At 70.2% G+C, this 25,555-nt stretch carries 20 protein-coding genes; 12 read left to right on the top strand and 8 right to left on the bottom strand.

Annotation, left to right across the window (positions count from 1 at the left end):
* Positions 1-174: 174 nt before the first annotated feature.
* Positions 175-1,182, top strand: coding sequence for an ATP-binding cassette domain-containing protein (locus ACTOQ3_RS12965; protein WP_440083632.1), 1,008 nt, complete (start codon positions 175-177; stop codon positions 1,180-1,182).
* A 51-nt stretch (positions 1,183-1,233) separates the two neighbouring features.
* On the opposite strand, the gene ACTOQ3_RS12960 is transcribed toward ACTOQ3_RS12965, so the two are convergent.
* Complete coding sequence (locus ACTOQ3_RS12960; RefSeq protein ID WP_440083731.1) at positions 1,234-2,283, bottom strand: glucose-1-phosphate thymidylyltransferase; 1,050 nt, start codon at positions 2,281-2,283, stop codon at positions 1,234-1,236.
* Positions 2,284-2,759: 476 nt separating this feature from the next.
* On the opposite strand from ACTOQ3_RS12960, the gene ACTOQ3_RS12955 reads away from it, so the two are divergent.
* The 6 genes from ACTOQ3_RS12955 (at position 2,760) to ACTOQ3_RS12930 (ending at position 9,126) form a co-directional block, all read left to right on the top strand.
* Positions 2,760-4,139, top strand: a complete 1,380-nt coding sequence (locus ACTOQ3_RS12955) for an NDP-hexose 2,3-dehydratase family protein (RefSeq protein WP_440083631.1) — start codon at positions 2,760-2,762, stop codon at positions 4,137-4,139.
* 98 nt (positions 4,140-4,237) lie between these two features.
* Positions 4,238-5,203 (top strand): NAD-dependent epimerase/dehydratase family protein, encoded by a 966-nt coding sequence (locus ACTOQ3_RS12950; protein ID WP_440083730.1) that lies wholly within the window; start codon positions 4,238-4,240, stop codon positions 5,201-5,203.
* 11 nt (positions 5,204-5,214) lie between these two features.
* Positions 5,215-5,943 carry a class I SAM-dependent DNA methyltransferase gene (locus ACTOQ3_RS12945; RefSeq protein ID WP_440083630.1) on the top strand — a complete coding sequence of 243 codons (729 nt, stop codon included), beginning with the start codon at positions 5,215-5,217 and terminating at the stop codon, positions 5,941-5,943.
* On the top strand, positions 5,940-7,049 hold the full coding sequence (locus tag ACTOQ3_RS12940; protein ID WP_440083629.1) for a DegT/DnrJ/EryC1/StrS family aminotransferase: 1,110 nt from the start codon (positions 5,940-5,942) through the stop codon (positions 7,047-7,049). Before ACTOQ3_RS12945 ends, ACTOQ3_RS12940 begins: the two co-directional genes overlap by 4 nt.
* 39 nt (positions 7,050-7,088) lie before the next feature.
* The gene (locus ACTOQ3_RS12935; RefSeq protein WP_440083628.1) at positions 7,089-7,691 is read left to right on the top strand and encodes a dTDP-4-dehydrorhamnose 3,5-epimerase family protein; all 603 of its coding nucleotides are present in this window, start codon (positions 7,089-7,091) and stop codon (positions 7,689-7,691) included.
* A gap of 184 nt (positions 7,692-7,875) precedes the next feature.
* On the top strand, positions 7,876-9,126 hold the full coding sequence (locus tag ACTOQ3_RS12930; RefSeq protein ID WP_440083627.1) for a DUF418 domain-containing protein: 1,251 nt from the start codon (positions 7,876-7,878) through the stop codon (positions 9,124-9,126).
* Positions 9,127-9,195: 69 nt separating this feature from the next.
* On the opposite strand, the gene ACTOQ3_RS12925 is transcribed toward ACTOQ3_RS12930, so the two are convergent.
* Genes ACTOQ3_RS12925 through ACTOQ3_RS12915 form a run of 3 tightly spaced genes read right to left on the bottom strand, consistent with a single transcriptional unit; the run spans position 9,196 to position 11,913 of the window.
* On the bottom strand, positions 9,196-10,056 hold the full coding sequence (locus ACTOQ3_RS12925) for an ABC transporter permease (protein WP_440083626.1): 861 nt from the start codon (positions 10,054-10,056) through the stop codon (positions 9,196-9,198).
* A gap of 14 nt (positions 10,057-10,070) precedes the next feature.
* A complete protein-coding gene (locus ACTOQ3_RS12920) occupies positions 10,071-10,931 on the bottom strand; it encodes an ABC transporter permease (RefSeq protein WP_440083625.1) in 861 nt (286 codons plus the stop codon).
* Positions 10,924-11,913 carry an ATP-binding cassette domain-containing protein gene (locus ACTOQ3_RS12915; RefSeq protein ID WP_440083624.1) on the bottom strand — a complete coding sequence of 330 codons (990 nt, stop codon included), beginning with the start codon at positions 11,911-11,913 and terminating at the stop codon, positions 10,924-10,926. Before ACTOQ3_RS12915 ends, ACTOQ3_RS12920 begins: the two co-directional genes overlap by 8 nt.
* A 247-nt stretch (positions 11,914-12,160) precedes the next feature.
* Between ACTOQ3_RS12915 and ACTOQ3_RS12910 the strand changes: the two genes are divergently transcribed.
* Entirely contained in the window at positions 12,161-12,820 is a 660-nt protein-coding gene (locus ACTOQ3_RS12910) for a TetR/AcrR family transcriptional regulator (RefSeq protein ID WP_440083623.1), read from the top strand.
* A gap of 32 nt (positions 12,821-12,852) precedes the next feature.
* Here the strand turns inward: ACTOQ3_RS12910 and ACTOQ3_RS12905 are convergent, their stop codons facing one another.
* Complete coding sequence (locus ACTOQ3_RS12905; RefSeq protein WP_440083622.1) at positions 12,853-14,517, bottom strand: thiopeptide-type bacteriocin biosynthesis protein; 1,665 nt, start codon at positions 14,515-14,517, stop codon at positions 12,853-12,855.
* Positions 14,518-14,841: 324 nt separating this feature from the next.
* On the opposite strand from ACTOQ3_RS12905, the gene ACTOQ3_RS12900 reads away from it, so the two are divergent.
* From ACTOQ3_RS12900 to ACTOQ3_RS12885, 4 genes are all read left to right on the top strand, one after another.
* Positions 14,842-16,023, top strand: a complete 1,182-nt coding sequence (locus ACTOQ3_RS12900) for an FAD-dependent oxidoreductase (protein ID WP_440083621.1) — start codon at positions 14,842-14,844, stop codon at positions 16,021-16,023.
* A gap of 40 nt (positions 16,024-16,063) precedes the next feature.
* Entirely contained in the window at positions 16,064-16,852 is a 789-nt protein-coding gene (locus tag ACTOQ3_RS12895; RefSeq protein WP_440083620.1) for a methyltransferase domain-containing protein, read from the top strand.
* 82 nt (positions 16,853-16,934) lie between these two features.
* Entirely contained in the window at positions 16,935-18,110 is a 1,176-nt protein-coding gene (locus ACTOQ3_RS12890; protein WP_440083619.1) for a macrolide family glycosyltransferase, read from the top strand.
* Between the two features lie 16 nt (positions 18,111-18,126).
* On the top strand, positions 18,127-19,284 hold the full coding sequence (locus ACTOQ3_RS12885; RefSeq protein WP_440083618.1) for an MFS transporter: 1,158 nt from the start codon (positions 18,127-18,129) through the stop codon (positions 19,282-19,284).
* A 78-nt stretch (positions 19,285-19,362) separates the two neighbouring features.
* Here the strand turns inward: ACTOQ3_RS12885 and ACTOQ3_RS12880 are convergent, their stop codons facing one another.
* The 3 genes from ACTOQ3_RS12880 to ACTOQ3_RS12870 form a co-directional block, all read right to left on the bottom strand.
* Positions 19,363-19,497 (bottom strand): hypothetical protein, encoded by a 135-nt coding sequence (locus tag ACTOQ3_RS12880; RefSeq protein ID WP_440083617.1) that lies wholly within the window; start codon positions 19,495-19,497, stop codon positions 19,363-19,365.
* A gap of 434 nt (positions 19,498-19,931) precedes the next feature.
* Positions 19,932-21,305, bottom strand: a complete 1,374-nt coding sequence (locus tag ACTOQ3_RS12875) for an FAD-binding oxidoreductase (protein ID WP_440083616.1) — start codon at positions 21,303-21,305, stop codon at positions 19,932-19,934.
* 235 nt (positions 21,306-21,540) lie between these two features.
* Positions 21,541-25,551: a non-ribosomal peptide synthetase gene (locus ACTOQ3_RS12870; RefSeq protein ID WP_440083729.1), complete on the bottom strand. Its 4,011-nt coding sequence runs from the start codon at positions 25,549-25,551 to the stop codon at positions 21,541-21,543.
* Between the last annotated feature and the right edge of the window lie 4 nt (positions 25,552-25,555).

The following is a 25,555-nucleotide window of genomic DNA, read 5'->3' as shown; positions in this document are numbered from 1 at the left end:
CGAATTTCCCCGCCTCCGTCTAAGAGACTAAATTGGCACTACTCCCGGGGAAGTAGTCCGCCGAGAAATGCGCCGTGTGCGGGAGTCGAAAGAGTCATCCCATGGATGAAGCCGTGCCGGTCTCCTGTCAGGACAATGGTCACGGCATGGTGTCAACTCGGAGAGGAGCCGATATTGGACCCGCATAGCGCTCTGGCCGTCCAGGCGCGCGATCTGGTGAAGATTTTCGGCGCCGCGCGGGCGGTCGACGGCGTGGACCTCAATGTGAACACCGGTCTGGTTTATGGGTTGCTGGGGCATACCGGCGCAGGTAAAACGACATTGCTGCGAATCCTTGGCGCTCGATTACGCCCCAGCGCGGGAATTGCGCGGATTTTCGGACATGATGTCGTTCTGGAAGCGGAGCGGATACGCGGTCGCGTCAGTATAACCGGACAATCCGCCCTGATTGACGAAAACCTCACGGTCAGGGAGAATCTCCTCATGCGGGCCCGGCATTCCTGCCATCACCGGACACCGCCCGAGGTGTGGGTCAGCCGGTTCCTCGAGGTCTTCGGCGAGGGGTTCGCCGATGGCAGAGCGAGTGAGTGCCCGCCCCGCCTGCTGCGCTGCCTGGACTTCGCTCTGGGCATCGTCTCCTGTCCCGACCTGCTGCTTCTCGACGAGCCGACCGTCGGCCTGGACACGTACACGCGGGAATGGGTCTGGGACGTCGTCCGGTCCTTCGCGGCCGAGGGCACGACGGTCCTGCTCGCCACCCAGTACCTCGACGAGGCCAGCCGGCTCGCCGACCGGATCGCCGTCCTCGACCACGGCCGCGTCGTCGTCGAGGGCAGCGTGGAGGAGTTGCGCGCCGATTCGGAATCCGACGTCATCCGGATCCGGCTGCGCGACCCCGGCGACCGGTTCCGTGCCGAGCAGCTGCTGTTCGAAACGCTGGGGGTGCGCGTGCACGGAGAGAGCGACCCCGCCGTGCTGTCGGCTCATGTCAGCGATCCGGAATCCGCGGCGATCGCCCTCGCCGAGCTCTCCCTCGCCGACATCGAGGTGATCACGTTCGTGTTCGGCCGGGCCAGCATGGGCCGGATGCTCTTCAGTGCGACCGATGACCCCGGCGACCTGCCCGCCCCCGGTGGCTGCGGCGAAGGGGGCAGCGGCGCGGCGCCGCCGGCCGACGAGTGACATACGAGCAGTGAATCGGGCGCCGGACGACCGATGCCGCGCGGGCGGCGTTCAGGTCGCCGGTAACCGGATGTCGGCGTGATCTCCGATCATCAGGCGGTGATGTCCGCCATCGGCTGCCACCAACGCGGCCCGGCCGATGATGGAGCCGTGGATGCCCCGGACGCCGGTGATGGCGGCGCCCTCCAGCACGATGGAGTGTTCGAGACCCGCCGACACGAGCACGCAGTCCGCTGCGATGGAGGTGTGCGGGCCGATGTAGGCGTCCTCCACGACCGTGCCGGCGCCGATGATCGCCGGGCCGATGATGTGCGATCCGATGACGTGCGCGCCATGCTCGATCACGACGGGTCCGATGACCTCGCTGCCCTCGTCGACCTTGCCCGCCACACGGCGTTCCAGCCGGGTCAGCAGTTCGGCGTTGCAGCGCAGCGCCTCCTCGACCGTGCCGGTGTCGGCGTGGAAGGCGGTGTAGAGGCTGGCTCGTACGTCACCGCCGTTCTCCACCAGCAGCTGGATCGCGTCGGTGATCTCGAGCTCGCCACGCCTGCTCGGCCCGATCGACCAGACCGCCTCGTGGATGGCGGGCCTGAAGAAGTACACGCCGAGTACGGCCAGGTCACTGGCCGGAACCTCCGGCTTCTCCGTCACCCGGACGACTCTGCGATCCGGCGTCATTTCGGCGACGCCGAACGGCCGCGGATCCGCCACCCGGTGGACGACGAGCTGCGCGGCGGCCGTGCCGGCGAGGAACTCGGCCGCGGCCTCCGCGATCCCGTCGGGGAGCATGTTGTCGCCGAGGTAGACGACGAAGTCGTCCTCCCCGAGGAACGCGCGTGCGACCTTCATGCAGTCGGCCAGCCCTCGTGGTGCGTCTTGCCGAATGTAGGTGATCTCCACATTCAGCGCCGAGCCGTCACCCAGGACCTCGCCGATCTCCTCGGCGCGATCGCCGACGACGACTCCCACCTGGGAGATCCCGATCGCGCGCAGGTTCTCCACGATGTGCACGAGTACGGGCTTGTTGGCCATGGGAATGAGCTGCTTCGCCATCGAGTGGCTGAACGGGCGTAGCCGGGAGCCCGTCCCTCCGGACAGCACGAGGCCTTTCACGGCACCCCCAGATATGACGAGACATCCCGCCGGGGCGAGACGCTTCCCGAGCGAAGCGACGTCTTCCGCTGCAGATTTCGACAGGGGCCGGTGTTTGGGCCCGAACCATGAGCGACCCCGCCGCGGAAGGTCATGACCAGAGTCTGCGGCATCCGCGCTGACACTGTCTTCGCCTGTATTGCTCCGGCGGGAGGAGCGCCGGTGGCCGGCACGCTCGGCGGAAACAGACACGCCATGGTGGAAGTGCCGGAGAGATGCGCAATCTGGGAGACGCCCGACCGCGTTTACCTGTGCGAACGTAACTCACTACGAAGGGCGACTGCGTGGTGTCCGACGTGGTCCACGGGATTCACCGCCGGGAGCCGCCGATCGCCGAAGCGAGAGCTGCCATGACAGACCTTTTCGCCGTTTCTCCGGTTCTCACGCAGGCGGCACGGAGCGCACCGGACGGTCTCGCGGAAGCAATGCGGCGTTCATCCGACGCCGTTCGCGAGCAGCAGGACGTCGAAGATTGGCTGCGCGCCGTTAGAAGCCGTGTTTATGCGAATGCCGAGCGCGTTCCGCTGGAGAGCGTGGCCGACTGGAGCATGGATCCGGCGATCGGCGCCATCGGGCATCGAACCGGCGGATTCTTCCGGATAGAAGGTCTGGCGGTGTATATGCCGGGCGCGGTCGTGCCGCGCTGGGACCAGCCGATAATCAACCAGCCCGAGGTCGGCATCCTCGGCATCCTCGGCAAGGAGATCGACGGCGTTCTCCACTTCCTCATGCAGGCGAAGGACGAGCCAGGCAACTGCGACGGCGTCCAGCTGGCGCCCACCGTCCAGGCGACCCGGAGCAACTTCACCCGCGTGCATCAGGGCCGGCCTGTGCCCTACCTGGAGTACTTCACCGACACGGCCCCGCATCACGTGATCGCCGATGTCCGCCAGTCCGAGCACGGGGCGTGGACGCTGCGCAAGCGCAACCGCAACATGGTGGTCCAGGTGGGGGACGACACCGAGGTCGAATCCCGGGACGGCTTCCGCTGGATGACCGCCGGCCAGGTCCACGCGATGCTCGCCGTCGACGACGTGGTCAACATGGACGCGCGCACCGTCCTGGCCTGCCTTCCCTTTCACCGTGCCGAGCTCGCGAGGAGGCTCCCGGAGGTCCCCGACGACTTCACCGCCGCGCTCGTCCGTTCCTACACCCGGGAGGGTATGCACGCGACCGGCGACATCCTCGGCTGGATCACCGAGTTACGCAGCGAAACCGATGTGCGTCTCGAACGGACGGCGCTGTCCGGGCTGGCCCGCTGGCACGTCGGCGCCGACCGGATCACCCATGAGACCGGCCGGTTCTTCGACGTCGTCGGCGTGAAGGTCGAGGCATCCGGTCGTGAGGTGAGGGGTTGGTCCCAGCCGATGATCGAGACGCGCCAGCCGGGGCTCGTCGCGTTCCTGGTGACCCGGATCGACGGCGTCCTGCACCTGCTGGTGAACCTGCGCGTCGAACCTGGCCTCCTGGACGTGGCGGAGCTGGCACCGACCGTGCAGTGCACCCCCGGCAACTACGACTGCCTTCCCGCGGCGGCCCGTCCGGTCTTCCTCGACGAGGTGCTGGGGGCTCCGCCCGACCGGATACGCGCCGACGTGATGCTCTCCGACGAGGGCGGCAGGTTCCTCGCCTCGATGCACCGGCACCTCGTCGTGGAGACCGACGAGCGGTTCGACCACCCCGGCTTCCGGTGGATGACGCTTCGTCAGTTCGCCGAGCTGCTGACCCACAGCCACTACGTCAACGTCCAGGCCCGCAGCCTGCTGGCCTGTGTCAACGCACTGCTGCTTGGGCCGGTCCGGTGACGGGGCGCCCGCCCGAAGGGCTCCCACCGCACCTCGAACCGGGAGGAACACACCCTGACACGACGTCCGGATCGTTGCGGACCCGGCCGTTGATCACCGTGCTCGGGGCCTCGGGCTTCGTCGGTTCCGCGCTCGTCGCCGCACTCGCCCGCCGTCCCCTCCGCCTGCGCGCGGTGGCCCGCAGGCCGAGTGTCGTGCCCGATGCCGGGATCGCCGAGGCGGAGATCCGTACGGCGGACCTGACCGTGCCCGACGAGGTGCGCCGCGCCGTCGCCGGGTCGGCGGCGGTCATCCACCTGGTCGCGCACAGCGGAGGCTGGCGGGCGGCGGACAAGGACCCGGAGTGTGAACGCGTCAACGTCGGTGTGATGCGGAACCTCATCGCGGCCGTACGCGACGGTGCGGTCGGCGGACGGGACGGCGGGCCCCCGCTGGTCGTGTACGCCGGCGCGGCGTCGCAGATCGGCGTGCCGCCCGACAGGGCGATCGACGGCAGCGAGCCGGACCACCCCGAGACGGAGTACGACCGTCAGAAGCTGGCGGCCGAGACGCTGCTGAAGGGCGCCACCGCCGAAGGGGTCCTGCGTGGCGTCACCCTGCGGCTGCCCACCGTGTTCGGCCACGGGCCGGTGCCGGACCGCGGCGTCGTAGCCTTCATGATCCGGCGGGCTCTCGACGACGGGCGGATCACGATGTGGCACGACGGCACCGTCAAGCGCGACCTGGTGTACGTCGAGGACATCGCGGACGCCTTCGTCGCCGCCCTCGATCATCCCTGCGAGCTGGCGGGCCGGCACTGGCTGCTCGGGGCCGGACGCGGGGACCCGCTCGGCGAGGTGTTCCGCGCCGTCGCCGAGATCGTGGCCGGTCACACGGGCCGGCCGCCGGTGCCCGTCGTCTGCGTCGAGCCGCCGCCGGGCTCCCCGCGCACGGACTTCGCCGGCGTCACCATCGACTCCTCACCGTTCCGCACCGTCACGGGGTGGCGTCCGAGGGTGGCGTTGCGCGACGCGCTGGAGCGCACCGTCACGGCCCTCGCCGTGGAACGGATCGGCCACCGCTGAAAGGGCGCTGCATGTACGGTCCGAAATTCGCCGAGATCTATGACGCTGTCTACACCCTGCGTGGAAAGGACTACGAGGCCGAGGCCGAGTACGTGGCCAAGGTGATCCTCGCCCGCCGGCCCGGGGCGGTGTCCCTCCTCGACGTCGCGTGCGGGACGGGCGCCCACCTCGCCTGTTTCGGCAGGACGTTCGGCCATGTCGAGGGGCTGGACATCTCCGAGCCGATGCTGGAGATCGCCAGGGCCAGGAACCCGGAGGCCGCCCTGCACGTCGCGGACATGCGCTCGTTCGACCTGGGGCGCCGCTTCGACGCGGTGACGTGCATGTTCACCGCGATCGCGCATCAGCGATCGGCCGACGAGCTGACCGCCACGCTCAGGTGCTTCGCGCGGCACCTGACGCCGGAGGGCATCGCGGTGATCGACCCGTGGTGGTTCCCGGAGACGTTCCTGGACGGATACGTCGCGGCGGATGTCCTCGAACCCGGCCACCACGTGATCGCGCGGGTGTCGCACACGAGGCGAGACGGGGAGGACGCCTCGCTGATGACCGTCCACTACGTCGTCGCCGACGAGTCGGGTGCCCGCCACTTCGCCGAGACGTACTCGCACAAGCTGTTTCCCCGCGGTACCTACGAGCAGGCGCTGCGCGACGCCGGATTCGTGTCCGAGTTCATCGAGACCGTTCCCTCCGGGAGAGGTCTCTTCATTGGCGCACTCGAAAGGGCAGGGCAGCCGTGACCACTCTCGTTTGGGACTACCGCCGCGAGTACGAGAACGAGCGCAAGGACATCCTCGACGCCGTCGACGGTGTCTTCCGTTCCGGCCGGCTCGTGTTCGGTGAGAGCATGTACGGTTTCGAGAAGGAGTTCGCGGCCTACCACGGCACCGCCCACTGCGTCTCCGTCGACAACGGCACCAACGCCCTCAAACTGGCCTTACAGGCGCTCGGGGTGGGACGCGGGGACGAGGTCATCACCGTTTCGAACACCGCGGCGCCGACGGTCGTGGCGATCGACGCGGTGGGGGCCACCCCGGTGTTCGTCGACGTGCTGCCCGGCACCTATCTCATGGACACCTCCCAGGTGGCCGCGACGATCACCGAGCGCACGCGTTGCCTGCTGCCGGTGCACCTGTACGGTCAGTGCGCCGACCTGGAGTCCCTCGAACGGCTCGCGGCCCGGCACGGCCTGGTGATCCTGGAGGACTGCGCGCAGGCGCACGGCGCGCGCCGCGGCGGCCGGATCGCCGGCACCACGGGCGCCGCCGGCGCGTTCTCCTTCTACCCGACGAAGGTGCTCGGAGCGTACGGCGACGGGGGAGCGGTCATCACCGCCGACGACGAGGTCGCGCGACGGCTGCGCCGTGCCCGGTACTACGGCATGGAGGAGCGCTACTACGTCGTCGAGACACCCGGACACAACAGCCGGCTCGACGAGGTGCAGGCGGAGATCCTGCGGCGCAAGCTCGCCCGGCTCGCCGAGTACGTGGCGGGCAGGCAGGCCGTCGCCGCCCGCTACGCCGAGGGCCTGGCCGGCACCGATCTCGTGCTGCCGGAGGTCGCGGACGGCAACGAGCACGTGTACTACCTCTACGTCGTCCGCCATCCGCGCCGTGACGAGATCATCGAGGCGCTGAAGGCCTACGACATCCTGTTGAACGTCAGCTATCCGTGGCCGGTGCACACGATGACCGGCTTCGCGCACCTCGGCTACACGGAGGGGTCGCTTCCCGTCACCGAGTCGCTCGCCGGACAGATCTTCTCTCTGCCCATGTACCCGTCGCTGCCGCGTGACCTTCAGGACAAGGTCATCGATGCGCTGCGCGACGTGCTGGCCGGCCTCTGAACCCGACGACCATCGTTCCCGTCGCATTGCGGAGATGACATGAAGTCACGCAGCCTCGCCGTCGCCGGCGCCTGGGAGTTCACGCCGCAGGTCTTTCCCGATGACCGGGGTCTCTTCGTCTCGCCGTTCCAGGAGTCCGCCTTCGCCGAGGCGGTGGGGCGGCGGCTGTTTCCGGTGACGCAGACGAACCACAGCAAGTCTCGCCAGGGTGTCGTTCGCGGTGTGCACTTCACGGTGACGCCGCCCGGCTCGGCGAAGTACGTCTACTGCGCGGGTGGCGAAGCCCTCGACATCGTCGTCGACATCCGGGTGGGGTCGCCGACGTTCGGCCGCTGGGACGCCGTCCGCCTCGACCAGAAGGACTTCCGGGCCGTGTACTTCCCGGTCGGGGTGGGCCACGCGTTCGTCGCGCTGACCGACGACACGGTGATGTCCTACCTGATGTCCGAGAGCTACGTCACCGAGAACGAGTTGGCCGTGTCGGCCCTCGATCCGGCGCTGAACCTGCCGATCCCCTCGGACATCGAGACGTTCATGTCCGATCGTGACCGGGCCGCCCCCACGCTCGCCGAAGCCGAGGCGATGGGGCTGCTCCCGGACTACGACCTGTGCCGTGAGCTCGAGGCGAAGGGACGGCTGTGACCCGAAGCGTCCCGTGCCCAGCGGCGCGCGGCGACCCCGCCAACTCGGCATCAAGGAGGAGTGACATGTTCCGAAGACTGTCCCGGCTGACGGCGGTGATCGCCGGGCCGGCCAGGCCGATCGCCGCCGGTGCGACGCCGGCGTCCGCGCACGTGTTCGCCGGCACCGCGGCGAGGTCGTAGCGATGGACGTCACATCGACATCGCCGCAGACACCGGCATCCGGCACCGCCGCGCTCAGAGGGCCGGTGACCGGCGGCGAACGCGCCGCCACGCCCGACGTCGCCCGCGGGTTCATGCTGCTGCTGATCGCCCTGGCGCACGCATCGCTCTACGTGCGTACGGAGGAGTCCGTACTGATGAACCACCCGGTGGGAGGCTCCGCACTCGACCGGGCGGTCACCTTCGCCGGCGTCATCGTCATGGACAACCGCGCCTATCCCATGTTCGCCGCGCTCTTCGGCTTCGGCATGGCGATGATGGTCACCCGCCAACTGGCCGCCGGCGCCACGGCGAAGGCGGCGTCCCGGCTGCTGCGCCGCCGCGGCCTGTTCCTGCTGCTGTTCGGCTACATCCACTTCTGCTTCATCTTCCCCTCCGACATCCTCGGCCCGTACGGCCTGGCCGCGATCGTGATCGGATGGGTGATCGTGCGTGGAGGACGCACGCTGAACGTCGCCGTCGTCGTCACCGGGGTAGTCGCGGTCGTGGTGGCGACGCTGCTGTCGATCGCGCTCGCCTTCTCGAACGACCCGCACGGCAACAGCTTCCGCGGAACGCTCTGGGCGCGGGACTACGGCGAAGCGGTGCTCGCGCGGCTGCAGGAGGCGCCTTTCGCCGACATCCACGTGATGATCGGATGGCCCATCCTCCCGGCGATCCTCGTGGGAGCCATCGCCGCGAGGCGCGGCTACCTCGACGACCCCGTCCGGCACCGCGCGGTGCTGCGGCGCGTCGCTCTCGTCGGCCTGCCGATCTCGATGGCCGGCGCGTTTCCGATCGCCCTCGTCGCCGCGGACCTGTGGCATCCGAGCGGGCTGGTCACGGGATTGATCACTACGGTCGACATCGTCACCGGCTTCGTCGGCGGTCTCGCGTACGTGGCGGTGTTCGGGCTGATCAGCGCGCGCCGGAAGGAACGCGGCGGGGAGGCGGGGCCGGTGTTCCGCGCGATCTCCGCGGTGGGACGCCGGTCACTGACCTGCTACGTCCTGCAGACGTCGTTGCTCACCGTCTTCCTGGCTGGCTACACGCTGAACATCGGCGACCAGATCCATGCCACCGGCGCGGCTCTGTTCGCCCTCGGCGTCTGGCTCACGGGCGTCATGGTCGCCTCGCTCCTGGAGCGCGCCGGGCGTCGCGGTCCTCTCGATGCCCTGCTCCGGCGTCTCGTGTACGGGCGCAGGCAGCGGGCGGCGGTTCCGGCACAGGGGTAGGAAAAGCGCGAAGCGGTGTGCGGCCGTGATCCCCGGCCGCACACCGCGTGGCGGTTGTGCTTGCCGTTCTCAGTAGCGGCCGAGGGTGCCGCGGCGCTTGGCCACCCGCTCCAGGCCGATGAACAGCACGATTCCGGCGAGAAGCAGGAGCACTGGCTGGAGGAGGACCCAGGTCAGGCCCCATCCGTCGTGCAGGCCCGTGAGCGAACGGCCCTTCAGCAGGATCTCACGCATCGCCTCGATGCCGGGGGCGATCGGGATGAACGCGCGGCTGAGGAACGCGGCCCAGTCGGGCATGCTGACGAGCGGTACGAAGGTGCCGCCGGCGACGAACCACAGCGCGATCGAGATCTGGGTGGCGACCTCGACGCGTTTGTACACCAGGGTCAGGCCGCTGAGGATCAGCGCCAGGCCACACGTGCCGACGACGATCGACGCCATCGGCACGAGCGCCTGCACGTCGAACGGCATGTCGGCGTGGTTGACCTTGATGGCGACGAACCCGGTCACGAACACGGCGAGGGCGTACGGCAGCGCCCCGACGACCGACGCGACCTGGCGGCCGAGCAGGACGACCCAGGAGGGGAGCGACGTGAGGTAGGTCTGCTCGAGCGTGCCGGACTGGATGTCGCCGAGGTAGCTCCAGAACGAGCGATTGACCTGTTCGTGGATGAAGGTCAGCGGCACCATGCCGAGCAGGCCGGTGACGAGCAGGTCGGCGCGGAGCTGTCCCCGCCCCATGAACATGACGACGAGCAGGTAGAACAGCCCGAACATCACGATCTGGATCAGCGTGCCGCGCCACTCGGACCTCAGTCCGATCAGGCCCTTGTGGACCTCGTTGCCGAAGCCGTTCACGAAGGTGGCGGTGCGGGAGCGGGAGGGTGCGGCCCCGGGAGCGGGCCGTGCGGTCGTGGTGAGCGTGCTCATGATCGTCTCCGCTTTCAGTACTGGCCGAGCCGGCCCTCGGCCAAGGCCTTGCGGTGGTTGCGGACGAAGATCCACCAACCGAGTAGCGCGAGAGCGGCCGTGTAGGCGATCAGCCACGGCAGGGTGCCGTCGGACCAGATGTCGCTGAGTGACTTGTCCTGGAAGAGAACCTTCGTGGTCGCCTCGACGCCGATCGTGGTCGGCAGCAGCCGCGCCACCACCGCCAGCCAGTCGGGGAAGAAGGAGAGCGGCAGCACGGCACCGTTCATGAGGATCACCATGGAGGTCAGCATCGTCTGGAGGACGCCGATCATCGGTGAGCTCAGCGCGAAGGCGGCCAGCATGAAGGTGAACGCGAGCACGTTGATCAGCACCAGCGCGTAGGGAACGAGCGCCGCCCACTGCAGCGGGATCGTCACACCCGTGACCAGCATCGGCACCAGAGTGGCGACGACCGCGACGACCACACCCATGATCGACGCGGTGATCAGCCTGCCCCCCATGACCAGCCACAGTGGCGCCGGCGCCATCTGGGCCGCCGCGAACGTGCCGCCGCGCTTCTCCGACACGAGGTCGGCGACCATCACCATGCTGGCGAACTGCAGGAGCCAGTAGCCGCTGATGCCGATGAGCGTCTGCGGGAGCAGGTCGCGCTGGATCTGGCCCTGGCCCATGACGTACTGCAGGCCCAGATACACCGTCGCGGTGAAGACCACCATGACGAGGTGGGCGATGGGGTGGGCCAGCTGCGTGGTCAGGCCCTTGCGGACCTCGGCGCCGAGCACGGCCAGTCCCGAGCGGGGAGTGAGCCGCCAGCGGGTCGTGGGGGGGACGTACACGCGCGATGCGCCGGCTGTGGACACGGTGCTACTCATGGGGCGTCTCCTTGATCAGGTCGAGGAACACGTCCTCCAGCTCCGGCTGGACCTGCGTCAGCGACTGCAGGACGATACCCCGCACGCGCAGGCGCTCGACGAGCGGGTAGAGGTCCTGCGGATCGTCGAGGCGTCCGGTGATGAGCGTCGTCTCCTCGCCCGGCGTCACGACGAAGCCGTCGGGCAGGCTCAGGCCTTCGCCGTCGCCCTCGATCCTGATCTCGTACTTGTCGCGCTGGCGGGCGCCGGCCAGGAGGCGCTCGGTCGGCAGGTCGGTCACGACCTTGCCCTTGCGGATGACGGCGACCCGTTCGCACAGCTGCTCGACCACGTCCATCTGGTGCGTCGTCAGCAGGATCGTCTTGCCCTGCTCGGTGGACAGCGCGTGCACCCACTCCTTGACGGTCCGGGTGGCCTCGACGTCCAGGCCGATAGTCGGCTCGTCCAGCAGGACGATCGGCGGGTCGGCCATGAGCGCCGCGGCGATCGCCACCTTCTGCTGCATACCGCGGGAGTAGCCGCCGACCTTCTCGTCCTTGCGATCCCACAGTCCCAAGCCCTTGAGCAGTTCCTCGCCCCGGGAACGCGCCTCGGCCGTGCGCATGCCCTTCAGCCGGCCGAAGTAGACCAGGTTCTGCATGGCCGACAGCGTCCAGTAGACGTTGCGGGAACCTTCCAGGACCGCGCCGAACTGCTCCATCGCCGCGGCCCGGCGGCGGGTGACGTCGAAGCCGTTCAGCAGGACCTCGCCGCTGGTGGGCGACAGCAGACCCGCGAGGACCTTGATCGTCGTGGTCTTGCCGGCGCCATTGGGGCCGAGAAAGCCGAAGACCGTGCCCGCGGGGACCGACAGGGACACGTCGTCGACGGCCTTCTTGTCGGAGCCGCCGTACACCTTGGTCAGGCCGCGAATCTCGATCGCGGGCACCTCGGCCGGTGCGTCGGAACGCCCGATTCCGGTCATCACATCAGTTCGCGTCACTGCCATGACACCTCGATTTCCTGCTCGCTCCGCTGGTGCCGGCCGTCGGCAACGCGTCCCAACTTAGAGAAACCATCTCTTGCTCGTGGACAGGACACCTATGAGTTATCGGTGTTCACTCTCTCTATGCTGTACGCTAATGTCAAGTGCCGTCTGGCGGAAGTGGCGGACGGGACGGAACCGGAGAGCAGGCGACGTGGTATCACTGACGTGGCGCGAAAGGCGGCGCGCGGAAGCCGTTGCGGAGATGAAGGACGTCGCGCGGCGACTGCTCGTCACCGGCGGACCCGCCGCGGTCTCGCTCCGCGCGATCTCCCGCGAGATGGGGATGACCACCTCCGCGCTCTATCGCTACTACCCGAGCCTCGACGCGCTGGTTGCGGCGCTCCGCGTCGACCTGTTCGAAGAACTGGGCGGAGTCACCCAGGCGGCGCGTGACGAGGTCGGCGACGATCCCGCCGTGCGGGTGGCCGCGATGGCCCGGGCGTTCCGGCAGTGGGGGCTCGAGCACCGGCAGGAGTTCGGGCTGATGCTCGGCCCACCCGTGCACGGACCGGTCGGCGCGGACGGCTCGACCGAGTCCGATCACGCGGCCGCCTGCGTCGGTGTCGCGTTTCTCGGCGAGTTCGCCGAGCTGTGGCGGCGCGGCGAACTCGCCACACCCCAGGTCGAGGCCGCCGAGGAGCGGCTCGTGCCCACCCTCGGCGCCTACGTCGCCGAGAACGAGCACATCGAGTTGCCCGTCGTGTTCGCCTTCCTGTCCGCGTGGACCCGGCTGTACGGCATGATCGCCATGGAGATCTTCGGGCACATGGACTGGGCGGTCACCGACCCCGAGGAATTCTTCGAGACCGAGCTGGGCGAGTTCATCCGGCAGTTGTCCGGCGGCGACGGGCGCGCCCGATAGCGGGTGATCCGCGTCGCCGGTCGCCCTCCCGCCTACTCGATCGTTCCGAAGACGTAGACGTACACCACCGAGGAGGCGACGCCGTCGAGGCCGAGCACCTGGTTGACCGTGTCGTCATAGAAGCCGCCGAGACCGACGCACCCCTTGCCGAGCCAGGTGGCGACGAGCGACAGGTTCTGCCCGAGGTGGCCGCTCTCCTGCATCACGAGCCGGTAGGAGCGCAGCCCGTAGTGCAGGCGCTGGTAGGTCAGGTCGGCGACCATCATGATCCATAGCGGGCATTCCCCGGCGTCGATGTTCCCGCCGGCCTTCGGCGGGGTGGGGATCCGCGGATCGGTGGCCGGCGCCATCCGCATCAGATCGGCGGAGATGTCACGGTCGCTCAACCGTCCCAAGGCGTGCTCCGCCGGGTCGTACAGGTAGGTGCCGCGCGGCAGGCCCTCGACGTCGTGACAGTACGCCAGCAGGCGCAGCGGGTAGCGGGTGCCGCCGCTCGGATAGGGCCGCACCCGGTAGGAGGACTCCGCGCCGGGCAGGGTCTTGTCGGCGGTCTCCGCGGCCGAGAAGTACAGCAACGTGCTCAACTCGGCGACCGTGAGCGGGCCCCGGTAGCGTCCGTACGCGCTCCGGCGGGCGAGCAGCACCTCCTCGAACCCGCGTGCGGGGCCGTCCGGCGCAGACGGCTCCGGTAGCCGGACCACCTCTTCCGGTGTACCCATGTCCTGCCGGCCGGTGGAGACCTTCGCCGTAATGTCCGGGACCTGGACCGGCAGCCGCGCGGGGAAGTACTTGCTCTGCTCGTGCAGTTGCCGGTCGACGGACTCCACTGTGTCGGCGAAGAAGGGCAGGCGCGGGCCCGGCGCGACCAGCGCCATCGACCACAGCCACGCCACCTGGACCTCCTCCTCCGGGCACAGGCCGAGCCGGTTGTTCGTCGCGTGGGCCAGTTCGTGGAAGACCGCCTCGGGAGAGGCATCCAGGCGGCCCATCTGGCGCAACCGCCGCAGTTCCGACCAGATGCCGCACTGCCGGAGGTGCCAGAAACCGGCGGTGGTGCCGGGTGAGGAGATCTCGGCGCGGACCCGGTCATGGTGGTGTTGCCAGGTGGCCTCGTCGCGGAAGTAGGCCGTCTCGGCGGTGTCGCGCGCTCGCGCCGCCTCGGTGGCCGGCGCCCGTCCGCGGGCGTACCCGCGCAGCCAGCCGACGGCGGCGCGCCAGTCCGCTCCCATCGCCCGGGCGGAGGCGAGGAGGAAGCCCCCGGCCGCGAGCAGCCTCGTCGCCCGGGAGGTGGTCTCGCGGAAGGTCTCGACGGCGAGGGCGCTGGAGGCCGCGAAGTGCGCCATGCAGGCGGCCACGCCGTCGTCGCCCCCGAACCGGGAGGCGTCCAGTTCGCGATCGCATTCCTCGACGACCGCGCCGGGGAATCCGTTGGCGAACGTCTCGGCACGCGCGCGCAGCTCGTCCATCGCGTGCCCGGCGGCGTCCCGCAGATGAAGCCGCAGGTCCGTGCCGTCCTCGCCGGGACGCTCGAAGTACCAGCCGTCGATCTCGCCGGCCGCGCTCGCCCCGGTCGCCCAGGTGTCCACCACGGTGGTCAGCAGCCGTTCGATCCCGTCCGGCGGGACGGACACGCGCAGCGACCGCCACTCTTCCGCCATGTGCGCGCCGACATTCTCGATATTGGTGGTAGTCGTCATCCGGCACCCGTTCGGTTTCTCGCGGACCTGCACATGTGACCGCGATGCTAGGCAGCGAATTCAGGGTTTACAAGTAAATGACCGAGAATTTCAGGGAGTGCAATTCGGGAAATCGCGGCTGAGCCTCGCCGAAGCGCAGGCCGGAGTCGCGCCGGCGAAATTCCGGAAGAACGTGAAGCAACCTGGGAGAAGACAGTGACGCGCCACTCGCCGCATCATTGATGATGCGGACAGGAGCGGGCGCGTGATTCCGGTTTCGAACCACGGCATGGCCTCCCCCGCGCCGACCCATGGGCAACGTCCGCATCTTCTCAGGAGGCCGGCATGAAGCCGATCAAGGTGTTGATCGCGGGCGGCGGGATCGGCGGGCTGGCGCTCGCCGTGGCGCTGCGTGAGCGCGGTGTCGACAGCGATGTCTTCGAACGGGCCAAGGGCTACGGCAACCGCGGATCCGGCATCGAGCTGACCCCCAACGGGGTCAAGTCCCTCGACCACATCAGTGCGAACCTCGGCGCCGAGGTACGGCGGGCCGGGTGGACGAGCGACCGGCACAAGGACGTCATGCGCATCATGGCGTCCGACGGGAAGCTGCTGAAGAGCCGCGATGTCCAGGCGTTCTCCAGCCGATGGGACGTCCCGCTCGTCGGGATCCTGCGCGCCGAACTGCACCGCCTGCTCGCCGAGGCGGCGGCGAGCCCCGGTCCGAACACCGTCGCGGTCCACCACGACTCCGCCGTCGCGTCCGCCGAGACGTCGGGCGACCGCGCGATCCTGCGGCTCGTGAACGGCGGTTCGGTGACGGGAGACGTCGTCGTCGGCGCCGACGGCCTTCGCTCCACGGTGCGAGGGACCGTGTCCGGCGCGGCCCGGCCCCGCTACCTGGGATTCACCTCCATACGCGGCATCTCGCCGCGGCCGTCCAAGTACGGCGACGGGTTCGTCTTCGTGGGTCCCGGCGGGCATTTCTTCGCGGAGGCATGCGACGAGGGACGGCTCTTCTGGACGGCCACCGTCAACGGGCCGGAGGACAGCTGGCCCGCGAAATCGGTCGCCGAGGCGAAGGCCGACCTGCTGGATCTGTGGGGCGGCTGGGCCGCCCCCCTGCCGGAGACGGTGGAGTCCTGCGATCTGAGTGACATGGTCGTGACCGACGTCCATGACTGCGACCCGCTCAAACGCTGGTACTCGGGCCGGGTCGCGCTCCTCGGCGACGCCGCGCACCCGATCGGCCCCGTCCTCGGCCAGGGGGCCAACATGGCGCTGGAGGACGCCGCCCGGCTCGCGGACCTGCTGGCCTCGGGCAAGCCGTTGCCTGCCGCCCTGCGCGCGTACGAGCGGGCCCGCGGACAGCGGGCCAACAAAATCGTCCGGCATTCCCGGCTGATCGCCAAGCTCGGCCACACCCACAATCCGGTCATCGCCAAGGCGCGGGACCTCGCCATCAAGGTGGCGAACCGCCGCGACGAGGTCTACCGGGACAACGAGCTGTTCAGCTACCAGCCGTGACAGGCGGCACACCGACCCGACGAGTCATTCGAGGAGCCCGATGACGAACACCGCTGACTACGTCTTCCACAACGTCCCCGCGCAGTTGAATCCGCTGGAGACGTTCCTGGATCCCTTCACGAGCGCCGAGCTGGACGAGATCGCGGTGGGCAAGGGGTGGCGCTGCATGGACCTCGGCGCCGGCGGCGGGTCGGTGACCCGGATGCTGGCCGAGCGGGTGGGCCCGCAGGGCTGGGTCACGGCCGTCGACCAGGACGTGCACATGGTGCCCTCGCTCCCCAACGTGGACATCCACACCCGGGACATGAGCAGGGACGAGCCCCTTCCGGGAGAAGGGGGGTTGGACCTCATCCACGCCCGCCTGCTCACCCATCACCTGCCGAACCGCCGGGAGGTCGTGCACCGGTTCGCCGAGGCTCTCCGGCCGGGCGGCTGGCTCCTGCTCGGCGAGTTCATCCGCACCCCGGCCCGCGCGCTGGTCATGCCCGACCCGGCCAAGGGCGAGATCTTCACGCGTGTCGTGACGGGCTTCTACGACATGATGGAGGCCAAGGGCATCGACGGTTACTGGGGCGAGCGGGTGCACGAGACCATGCTCGAGGCCGGGCTGACCTCGGTGCGGACGCGTTGGCTCGCCGAGTCGTGGACCGGCGGCGAGTACGGCTGCAAGCTCCTGCACAACAACATCGCGCAGAAGCGTGACGCGATCGTGGAGATAGGCGTCCCCGCGGAGGACGTCGACGTCTTCCTGAACGACATCATGGGCGACCCCTCGGTGGTCATCCGCAGCCACCAGTTCCTCTCCATCCGCGGCCGCAGGCCGGAGTAAGGCCGAGGCGGGCCCCGGTCGTCGTACCGTGACGCGGGGCCGGCGGCGAACGCGGCGCGAGCGAAAGACGAGGAGAGCACCGATGGCACACCTGGCCTTCTTCAACATCCCCGCGGCCGGACACCTGATGCCGACGCTGGCGGTGGTGGAGGAACTGGTCCGCCGGGGGCACCGGGTCACCTACCCGGCGACCGAGAAGTACGCCGAGGAGGTCGCCTCGACGGGCGCCACCGTGCTGACATACGAGTCGACGATCGACGTGCAGCGCGATTTCCCGCCGGGCGTCGACAACTGGCTGGCCCGCGTCCTTCTCGGCGGAGCGCAGGAGGGTCTCGCGGTCACGCGGATGTTCGACGCCCGCCTCCGGGACGATCTCCCCGACGTCGTGGTCTACGACGGCTTCGTCCGCTTCGTCGGAGAGGCGCTGGCGGCCCGGTGGAAGCGGCCCGCCGTCCGGGTCTACCCGGTCGGCTGCGTCAGCTCCCACGTCACCCCGGAGGCGATCGGCGAGGCGAAGTACGCCGAGCTGAAGGCGGAGCTGCGCGAGCTCGCCGACATGAACGACATCGACCCCGAGGTGGCCTTCCACCAGTTGCGCGGCGACCCCGACGCGCTCAAGCTCGTCTTCTATCCGAGCCGGTTCGGGTACGTCGACGCGGCGACCGACGACAGGTTCGTCTTCGTCGGCCCGTGCTTCCGGCGGCGCGAACTCGACGGGGACTGGCGGCCTCCGGGCAGCGGCGCTCCCGTCGCGCTGATCTCTCTCGGCACCAGCTTCAACGAGCAGCCGGACATCTTCCGTGCCTGCATCGACGCGTTCACCGGCCTGCCCTGGCACGTCGTCATCACGACCGGGCCGGGAGTCGACCCCGCCGAGATCGGCCCGCTCCCCCCGAACGTCGAGATCCACGAGTGGATCCCCCTGCAGGCCGTGCTGCGGCACGCCGCCGTCATGGTCTGCACCGGCGGGACCGGTACCGTCATGCACGCGCTGTACGCCGGCGTGCCCTTGGTGGTGATGCCACAGATCGCGGCCGCCGACGGGCTCGCCGCGCAGTTGGCCGGCTTCGGCGTCGGCCGTGTCATCGCCAGGGGCGAGGAGACCGCGGACAACGTCAGGGCCGCCGTGCTGGACCTGACCGCCGACGACAGCGCGCGTGACAAGGTGCTCGACCTGCAGCGGCACGTCCGGGAATCCGGCGGCAAGGTCCGCGCCGCCGACGAGATCCTCGCCTACCTGGAGGAGCGCAAGGCATGACCGGGGGTGGATCTCCGTGGTGAGGGCCCGTGAGGCGGGACGGCGGACGCCCGGTTCGCGCGTCGCCGTGCCGTCGGCGTATGTCGGCGCGCTTCTGGGGCCGCTCGGCGGCGGTGTCCTCGCGCCCATGCTCCCGCAGGTCGGCGAGTCCCTGCAGGTCTCGGCCGGTGCGGTCGCCACGTCGATCACTTCGTACTTCGTGCCGTTCGCCGTCATCCAGCTGATCTCCGGCACGCTGGGGGAACGCTGGGGCCGCCGCCGCACAGTACGCGCCGCTTATCTCGTTTACGCGCTCGGCTCGCTGATCTGCGCCTTCGCGCCGTCCCTCGGGATATTCCTCCTGGCCCGCGCCGTCATGGGCGCCGCGAATGCCTTCACCGGCCCGCTCCTCGTGGCCGGCCTCGCCGATCTCGTGCCGCGCGAACGCCTGAGCCGGTCGGTCGGGGTGATCTCCAGCTGGGTGGCCGCCGGGCAGTCCGTCGCGCCGTTCGTCGGCGGTATGGCGGCCTCCGGGTCCTGGCGGTTCGCGTTCGTCATCGTCGCGGCCGTGGCCGTCCTGCTCAGTCTCTCGCCACCGCCGGGTGAGCCGCGGCCCGGGACCGCGGCTCCCTCCTGGCGGTCCCTGCTGCGCCGTGACGTCGGACTGCTGGCCGTCGGCGGGTTCGTGTCCTATCTCGGCGCGGCCGCACTGCCGTTCATGGTCGCGCTCTATCTGAACGACAGCCTGCACGTCGGGCCCGGCCTCACGGGAGTGGCGCTGCTGGGGTTCGGCGTGGCCGGTCTGCTGCTCGGGCCCGCCTGGGGCAGCCTCAACCAGCGCTTCGGCGCCAGGATGTGCGGGGTGGTGGCCGCGGTGGCGACGGCCGTGTTCGTGGCGCTGGTCGGCGTCACCGGCACGGCCTGGACGCTGGCCCTGTGCTGGACGGCGGCGGGTGCCGCGTCCTCCATGCTCACCATCGCGCTGCAGAACCTCACCGTGCGGGCGGTGCCGGGCAACCGGGGCGGTGTGCTCTCGGCGGTGTCGGCGTTCCGATTCGCCGGGGCGGCGCTCGCGCCTGTCGTCTGGCTCCCCCTCTATTACGGTGGCGGGGTCACGGCCTTCGCCGTGGCGGGCGCGTCCGTGCTGCTGGCCCTGCCGGTCCTGGCCGTCGTCGGCGGCCACGACAGGAGCTGAGAACGGTCCCTGAGACACGGGCAGGGCGGGCCGGTCACCGGCCCGCCCTGACCCTTGTGGAGATCACCGTCGCCGGGGCTACCTCGTCATGTGCGTCGCGGCGGCGGCACGGCGCCGGCGAAGTGAGCGACGCACGTACATCGCCACCGGAATGTGCAGAATCAGCAGTGCGACGACGATGACGACCATCCACATGCCGAACTGCTTGCTCACCCACAAATGGATGGCCACGCCGAATGCCAGGAGGACTCCTATGCCGACCTGGAATAGGCGCCGTTTCGCGCGGCCTTTTCCTCCGGGGTTCATTTCGCGGCACTCGTGTCGGGGGCCGGTCGCACGCGGCCGGACAGGAGTCTTGGTTCGCCCATGACGTCGCTCCTCTCCCGGCCATGACCGCACGATCGGCTGGCTTCCATGACCGGTTACGTTCGGCGGTGACCTCGAGGTGTTTTCGAAAAATCACCCGTGACAATTTCTTTCATCCTGCGCCGTTCATTTCCGACCGTCATCTCCCAGAGTGCTGTTGAGGGGCCGCCCTGACGACAGAGGCCTCCGGCCGGCGGCGCGTACCCTCCCGGGGGCCGCGCCGCCGGCCGGAGGCCGTCGAACGCCTTACAGCGCCGCTCGGAGAGCGGCGCTCCACCTGGTCACAGCGGCGGGATGTTGTGGTTGACGTGGAAGAAGTTGTCCGGGTCCCACGAGCGCTTGATCTCGCGGAGGCGCGCGTAGTTCTCCGGGGTGAAGGCGGTTTCGGCCTTGGCCGGGTTCCCGAGGAAGTTCAGGAAGGAACCACCGGTGGAGAAGGGCCGGATCCGCCCCAGCAGGCCTTCGAGGTAGGGGGCGACGACCGCGTCCATCTCCCGCTGGGGGTACATCGCCGTCGCGATGACGGAGAACGGGACGTCGCGGTGGCCGGCCGGCCCGGCGTCGGGCCCCGCGTGCTCGATGGCGCCGCCCCAGTGCCGGATCTCGATCGCCGTCAGCGGCGAACCGGGTTCCATCGCCTCCAGCAGCACGTCGATGAGACCGTCGGGCAGCTCGCGGCAGAGCTCGATCTGCTGGCGGGCCAGGACGGGCGGCGGCGGGGGACCGGCGATCGCCAGACCCGCCGACGTGAAGTCCATCATCCCGTACTGACCCATCACCGCGGGCCCCGCGGCGTCCAGCAGCGGCCGGAAGTGGCGCTCGGCGTCCTCGGCCGTGCCCAGGTGGAACGCGCGAAGGGACAGGAACTGCTTGCCGCGCATCGGCTCCGGGATCATCGGCGCGTCCGGCAGGCTCATCAGGGTGACGCCGGTGTTCATCTCGTCCGGTTCCTCGCGCGACCACTCGCGGTAGAGCGCGAGGGTCTCACGGGCCCGGTCCAGCGAGTGGAGGGACATGCCCGCGTACACCTGGCCGACGGGGTAGAGCCGGAACTCCAGGGAGGTCGCGACCCCGAAGTTGCCGCTGCCGCCGCGCAGCGCCCAGAACAGATCGGGATGCTGCTCGGCGTCGACGGTCCGCAACTCGCCGTCGGCTGTCACGATCTCCGCGCGCACCAGGCTGTCGCAGGCCAGGCCGTACTTGCGGGAGAGCCAGCCGATGCCGCCGCCCAGGGTGTATCCGGTCACGCCGACGGACGGAGTGCCCGACAGCGGCGCCAGGCCCAATGGCGCCGCGGCGGCGACGACGTCCGACCAGAGGGCGCCGGTGCCGACCCGGGCGGTGCGGCGCCCGGGGTCCACCTCGACCGCCGCCATCCCCGGGGTGCGGAGGAGCAGGCCTCCGTCGGCGTGGGCGAGGGCGAGGTTGCCGTGGCCCGTGGCCTGGACGGCGAAGGGCAGGGAGTGCTCGCGCGCCACACGCACCGCCGCCAGCACGTCCTTCGGCCCGGTGGCCTCGGCGACGACGGCCGGGTGTGGGTCGATCCTGCGGTTCCAGGGCATCCGTTGTTCGTCGTACCTGGGGTCTCCCGGCACGTGGATCTCGCCGGAGAACGTTCCGCGCAGTTCCTGCGCCGGAACCCCTTGCTGCGTCATCGCGCTCTTCTCCTCGTGTGGACGTGGTCCTGTTCGATCTTCGCTCATCTGCCATCCGCCGTCGTCGTACCTGGGATGGGTCTTGCGGGTGCCCGCTGCGGAGTAGTCCTGGGGCGGCTACATCGCCGGGAGTACGAGTGGTTCCCTCCGGGAGCGGAGGCGGCCGGGGACGATGCCCGGCACGCGCCGCGGAGCGGCGGGCGCCCCTCCGCCGGAACGGGAGTCCGGACGCGGCTCACTCCGCTGCCGTCCGTCCGGCCGCCGGCTCCGCCAGCCAGGCGGTGACGCGGCCGACGATGCCGGGGATCCGGTCGTCGGCGACGATCGAGTAGTGATCCGCGGGCAGGACCTCCACCTCGATGCCCGCGCACACCGCACGCCAGGCGACGGCGGGGTCCGGCCGGTCCACGTCCCCCGCGACGAACAGCAGCGTGCGCCGGTCCGAGGTGTCCGGCCGGTGCGCGGCGAGGATCGTCAGATTGTGGGTGTGCGTCCGCATCAGGCGTTCGAATGCCGGTACGTCGATCTCGACCGGCAGGAGCCCGTGCTCGACCGCGGCGTCGCGCGCCGCTCTCGTCAGCCCGGCCGGATCGGCGTCCCGGAGAACGGCTGTCACCGCGCCGGGCAGCCGCCCGCCTGCCAGGTCACGCAGGAACTCGCGATGCCGGGCCACGTCGGTGTCCGGCGACCGATCGCCGTCGGCCGTACTGTCGATCATGAAGACGTCCGTCCGCTCCCCCGTCTCGGCCAGGCGGCGTGCGACCTCGTAGGCCAGCACGCCGCCCATCGACCAGCCCCCGAGGACGTACGGCCCCCGCGGGGCGAGCCGTCGCAGTTCGTCGCAGTAGGCCGCGGCCATCGCCGGGAGGCCGGGTTCGGGAACGGCGGCCTGCCCATGGACGAGAGCGCGGCTCTGAAACGCGCGGACAGGTCCGGGCCACGCTTGTGCGAGAGCGTGGTAAGCGCGGACGGAACCGCCGACCGGGTGGAACAGGAAGAGCTCGGTGCCCGTGCCGGCCGCCAGGGTGACGGCGCACCCCCCCGCTCCGCCGTCCCGGATCCGGATGGCGAGCGCCCGTGCCGTCGGGGCTTCGAAGATCAGTCCGAACTGCGGGTCGCCGCCCACCTCCGCGCGGATCCGGTTGATCAGGCGGAGCGCGAGCAGCGAGTTGCCGCCCAGGGCGAAGAAGTCGCCGTCGGGCCCGGCTCCGGGGGCCTGCAAGATCTCCTCCCAGAGTTCGGTCAGCCGGCGAGTCAGCGTGTCGTCCGGCGCGTCCGTGGTCCGCCCGGTTCGTGGCGGCGTCGCCACCATCGTGAGCGCGCGGGAGACGTCGACCTTCCCGTTGGACGTCAGCGGCAGCCGGTTCAGCACGTGGATCTGCCCCGGGACCATGTACGAGGGCAGCCGGTCGCGCAGACGGGCGGTGATCGCGGCGGCGTCCGGGGCGCGGCCCGCGTGCGGCACCGCGAACGCCACGAGCCGCGGCCGGCCGCCTGCTCCGGACACGGCGCTGACCGCGCACTCGCGCACGCCGGGATGCTCGCGGATCGCCGACTCGATCTCGCCGGGCTCCACCCGGAAACCGTGGATCTTGAGCTGGCGGTCCTCCCGGCCGAGGAACTCGATGATTCCGCCGGGGAGGTAGCGGCCGAGGTCACCGGTCCAGTAGAGACGCTCTCCGGTGCGGGGATGCCGTACGAACCGCTCGGCGGTACGTTGCTCGTCACCCGCGTAGCCGCGGGCGAGGCCGGCGCCGCCGATGTAGATCCGGCCGACGGCCCAGGGCGCACGCACATCGAGCCGGTGGTCGAGGATCTCCATGGTCTGTCCGCGCAGCGGCGTGCCGTACGGGATGCTGCGCCAGGACGGGTCGACCCGGCCGATCTCGTACACGTTCGACCAGATGGACGCCTCCGTCGCACCGCCCATCGCCACCACGCGCGTCCGCGGCCAGAGCCGGCGCAGGCGGTCCGGCAGCGACGTCGGCACCCAGTCGCCGCTCAGCAGGAACGCGCGGACGGGAGGCCGGCCCAGGCCGGCGCGTTCCTCCACGACTTCGGCGAGCATCTCGGCGAGCGCGGGAACCGAGTTCCACACGGTCGCGCCGCAGGCCCGTGCGGTCGCCGCCCAGCCCATCGGGTCGGGGCGCGGCGTCGCCTCCGGCAGGATCACCGCCGCGCCCACGGTGAGCGCCCCGAACACGTCCCAGACCGACAGGTCGAAGCTCAGCGACGAGATGCCGAAGACCCGGTCCGCGGGCCCGAGCCCGATGAGCCGGTTGACCTCATGGATCGTGTTGAGCGCGGCCCGGTGCTCGATCACCACACCCTTCGGCCGCCCCGTCGATCCGGACGTGTGGATGACGTACGCCGGGTCCTCGCCTCCCGCCCGCACGACGACCGGATGCCCGGCGCCCTCGGACGGCGCGCCGGCGTGCAACGTGTCGACGTGCAGGACCGGTACGCCGGGTGGTTCGGCGAGCGGCCGGTGTGACTGACCGAGCACGGCCCGGGCCGAGCACTCCCGGATCAGATGCCGGATCCGTTCTGCGGGCAGTCCCGCGTCGACCGGGCAGTAGGCGGCGCCCGCCCGCAGCACGCCGAGCACCGCGACGATCTGCTCCCACCCCTTGGCCATGACGACGGGAACGACGTCGCCCGGCCCGATGCCCTGCTCGCCCAGCCAGGCGGCGACGGCGCGAGAGGCGTCGTCGACCCGGCCGTATGTCAGCTGGCGCTCGGAGGTGATCACCGCGACGGCGTCGGGGTGTGCGCGCGCGTTCCGCAGGAAACCGTCCTCAAGACGGCCGCCGGGCGGCGTCCGCGGCACGTTGAGGGACGCGACGAGCGCGCGATGCCCCGCCGGCACGGGGTCCGGTGCGGTCTCGTGGCCGTCCGGGCCGGAGAGCGTCCCCAGCATGGTCCGGTACGCGTCGAACATGATGTCCGGCAGGCCGGGCGGGTAGACGTCGTCGACGACGTCCCACACGCACGCGACGCCGCCGTCGACGTCGTCGAGGACCTGGTTGTCGATGAGCACCTGGGGAGTGCGTAGACCGGTGGTGATTCTGCGGCAGGCCGGCCTCGTGGCGCGGGGGGCGTGCTCTCCCGAGGCCAGCATGCTGTTGAAGACGTACGGCATCGCCGCGCCCGAGGTCCAGCCGCGGCGGGCGGCCAGCTCCCGGGTGATCCGCACACCGGTCACTTCGGCGTTCTTCAGGTCCGTCCAGAGCCGGCTCTGCAGGGTGCGCGCCCGCGCCCAGAAGTCCTCGTCGGCGGTCAGGTCCACCTCCAGCGGCAGTGTCGCGCTGAACTGCCCCACCACCCCCTCCACGTCGGGATCCTGGAGCGCCCAGTTCTGGTGGAGGACATTGAGGGAGAAACGGGGCGTGGCCGACCACGCGCCGAGCGTCTCCGCGAAGACGTGCAGCAGCCCGGTGGTCGGCAGGACGCGGCGCCTGCGGAAGTTCGCGCGCAGCCGATTCCACTGGTCGGCGGTCAGCACGCACGCGCGGCGGGTGAGACGCACGGGGGACACTCCGGCGGGCCGGCGCGCCAGCGGAGGCTGCGGGGGACCGGGCAGCGAGTCGAGGCGATCCTCCCAGTAACGCCACTGCTCCCGATAGGCGTCGGAGTCCTCCCGGGCCATGCGCGCCAGCACGCATTCGCGGAAGGTGCGGCGCACGGGAGGCAGCTCCGCACCGGGATCCCGGTAGAGCAGCAGCAGTTCCCGCTGCAGCGTGAGCGTGCTCGCGGAGTCGAGCAGCAGGAGGCTCATCGCGAAGTGGACGCGGTGCCGGTGCGGCCGGACCCGGTGGACCACGATGTCGAGCAGCGGCCAGCCGGTCGGATCCGGGCCCTCGTCGAGCATGCGTTCCCGGGTCGCGAGGATCGCCTGTTCCTGGTCCGCGGGGGAGAGGCCGGACACGTCGACGACGGGGATCCGGACCGGCGTGACGCGCTCCTCCCCGATCACCTGCTGCCGTCCGTCGGCCAGCACCAAGGTCCGCAGGTGCTCGTGCCGCCGGATGAGCAGGTTGATCGCGTGCTCGGCACGGGCGGGGTCGAAACCGACGACGTCCAGTTCGGTATACAGGTTCGGCCGGAACCCGCCGAGCTCGATGAGTCGGCTCGCGCCGACCAGATAGCCGGCCTGCAGGTCTGTCAGCGGGAACGGCGCGCCGCCGTCCGCCGGGTCCGTTCCGGCGTCCCGGGCAGACGAGGCCGCCCGGGGCACCTCGGTCACTTCG

It is taken from the genome of Streptosporangium sp. LJ11, from assembly GCF_051918945.1.
Classification (GTDB): domain Bacteria; phylum Actinomycetota; class Actinomycetes; order Streptosporangiales; family Streptosporangiaceae; genus Streptosporangium.
This window is presented reverse-complemented; position numbering and strand designations above follow the sequence as displayed.

Coding starts and splice junctions, on each gene's coding strand:
- ACTOQ3_RS12955 (WP_440083631.1), top strand. CDS start 2,760: ATGCGGCGTTCATCCGACGCCGTTCGCGAGCAGCAGGACGTCGAAGAT.
- ACTOQ3_RS12945 (WP_440083630.1), top strand. CDS start 5,215: ATGTACGGTCCGAAATTCGCCGAGATCTATGACGCTGTCTACACCCTG.
- ACTOQ3_RS12935 (WP_440083628.1), top strand. CDS start 7,089: ATGAAGTCACGCAGCCTCGCCGTCGCCGGCGCCTGGGAGTTCACGCCG.
- ACTOQ3_RS12930 (WP_440083627.1), top strand. CDS start 7,876: ATGGACGTCACATCGACATCGCCGCAGACACCGGCATCCGGCACCGCC.
- ACTOQ3_RS12925 (WP_440083626.1), bottom strand. CDS start 10,056: ATGAGCACGCTCACCACGACCGCACGGCCCGCTCCCGGGGCCGCACCC.
- ACTOQ3_RS12920 (WP_440083625.1), bottom strand. CDS start 10,931: ATGAGTAGCACCGTGTCCACAGCCGGCGCATCGCGCGTGTACGTCCCC.
- ACTOQ3_RS12910 (WP_440083623.1), top strand. CDS start 12,161: ATGAAGGACGTCGCGCGGCGACTGCTCGTCACCGGCGGACCCGCCGCG.
- ACTOQ3_RS12905 (WP_440083622.1), bottom strand. CDS start 14,517: ATGACGACTACCACCAATATCGAGAATGTCGGCGCGCACATGGCGGAA.
- ACTOQ3_RS12900 (WP_440083621.1), top strand. CDS start 14,842: ATGAAGCCGATCAAGGTGTTGATCGCGGGCGGCGGGATCGGCGGGCTG.
- ACTOQ3_RS12895 (WP_440083620.1), top strand. CDS start 16,064: ATGACGAACACCGCTGACTACGTCTTCCACAACGTCCCCGCGCAGTTG.
- ACTOQ3_RS12890 (WP_440083619.1), top strand. CDS start 16,935: ATGGCACACCTGGCCTTCTTCAACATCCCCGCGGCCGGACACCTGATG.
- ACTOQ3_RS12875 (WP_440083616.1), bottom strand. CDS start 21,305: ATGACGCAGCAAGGGGTTCCGGCGCAGGAACTGCGCGGAACGTTCTCC.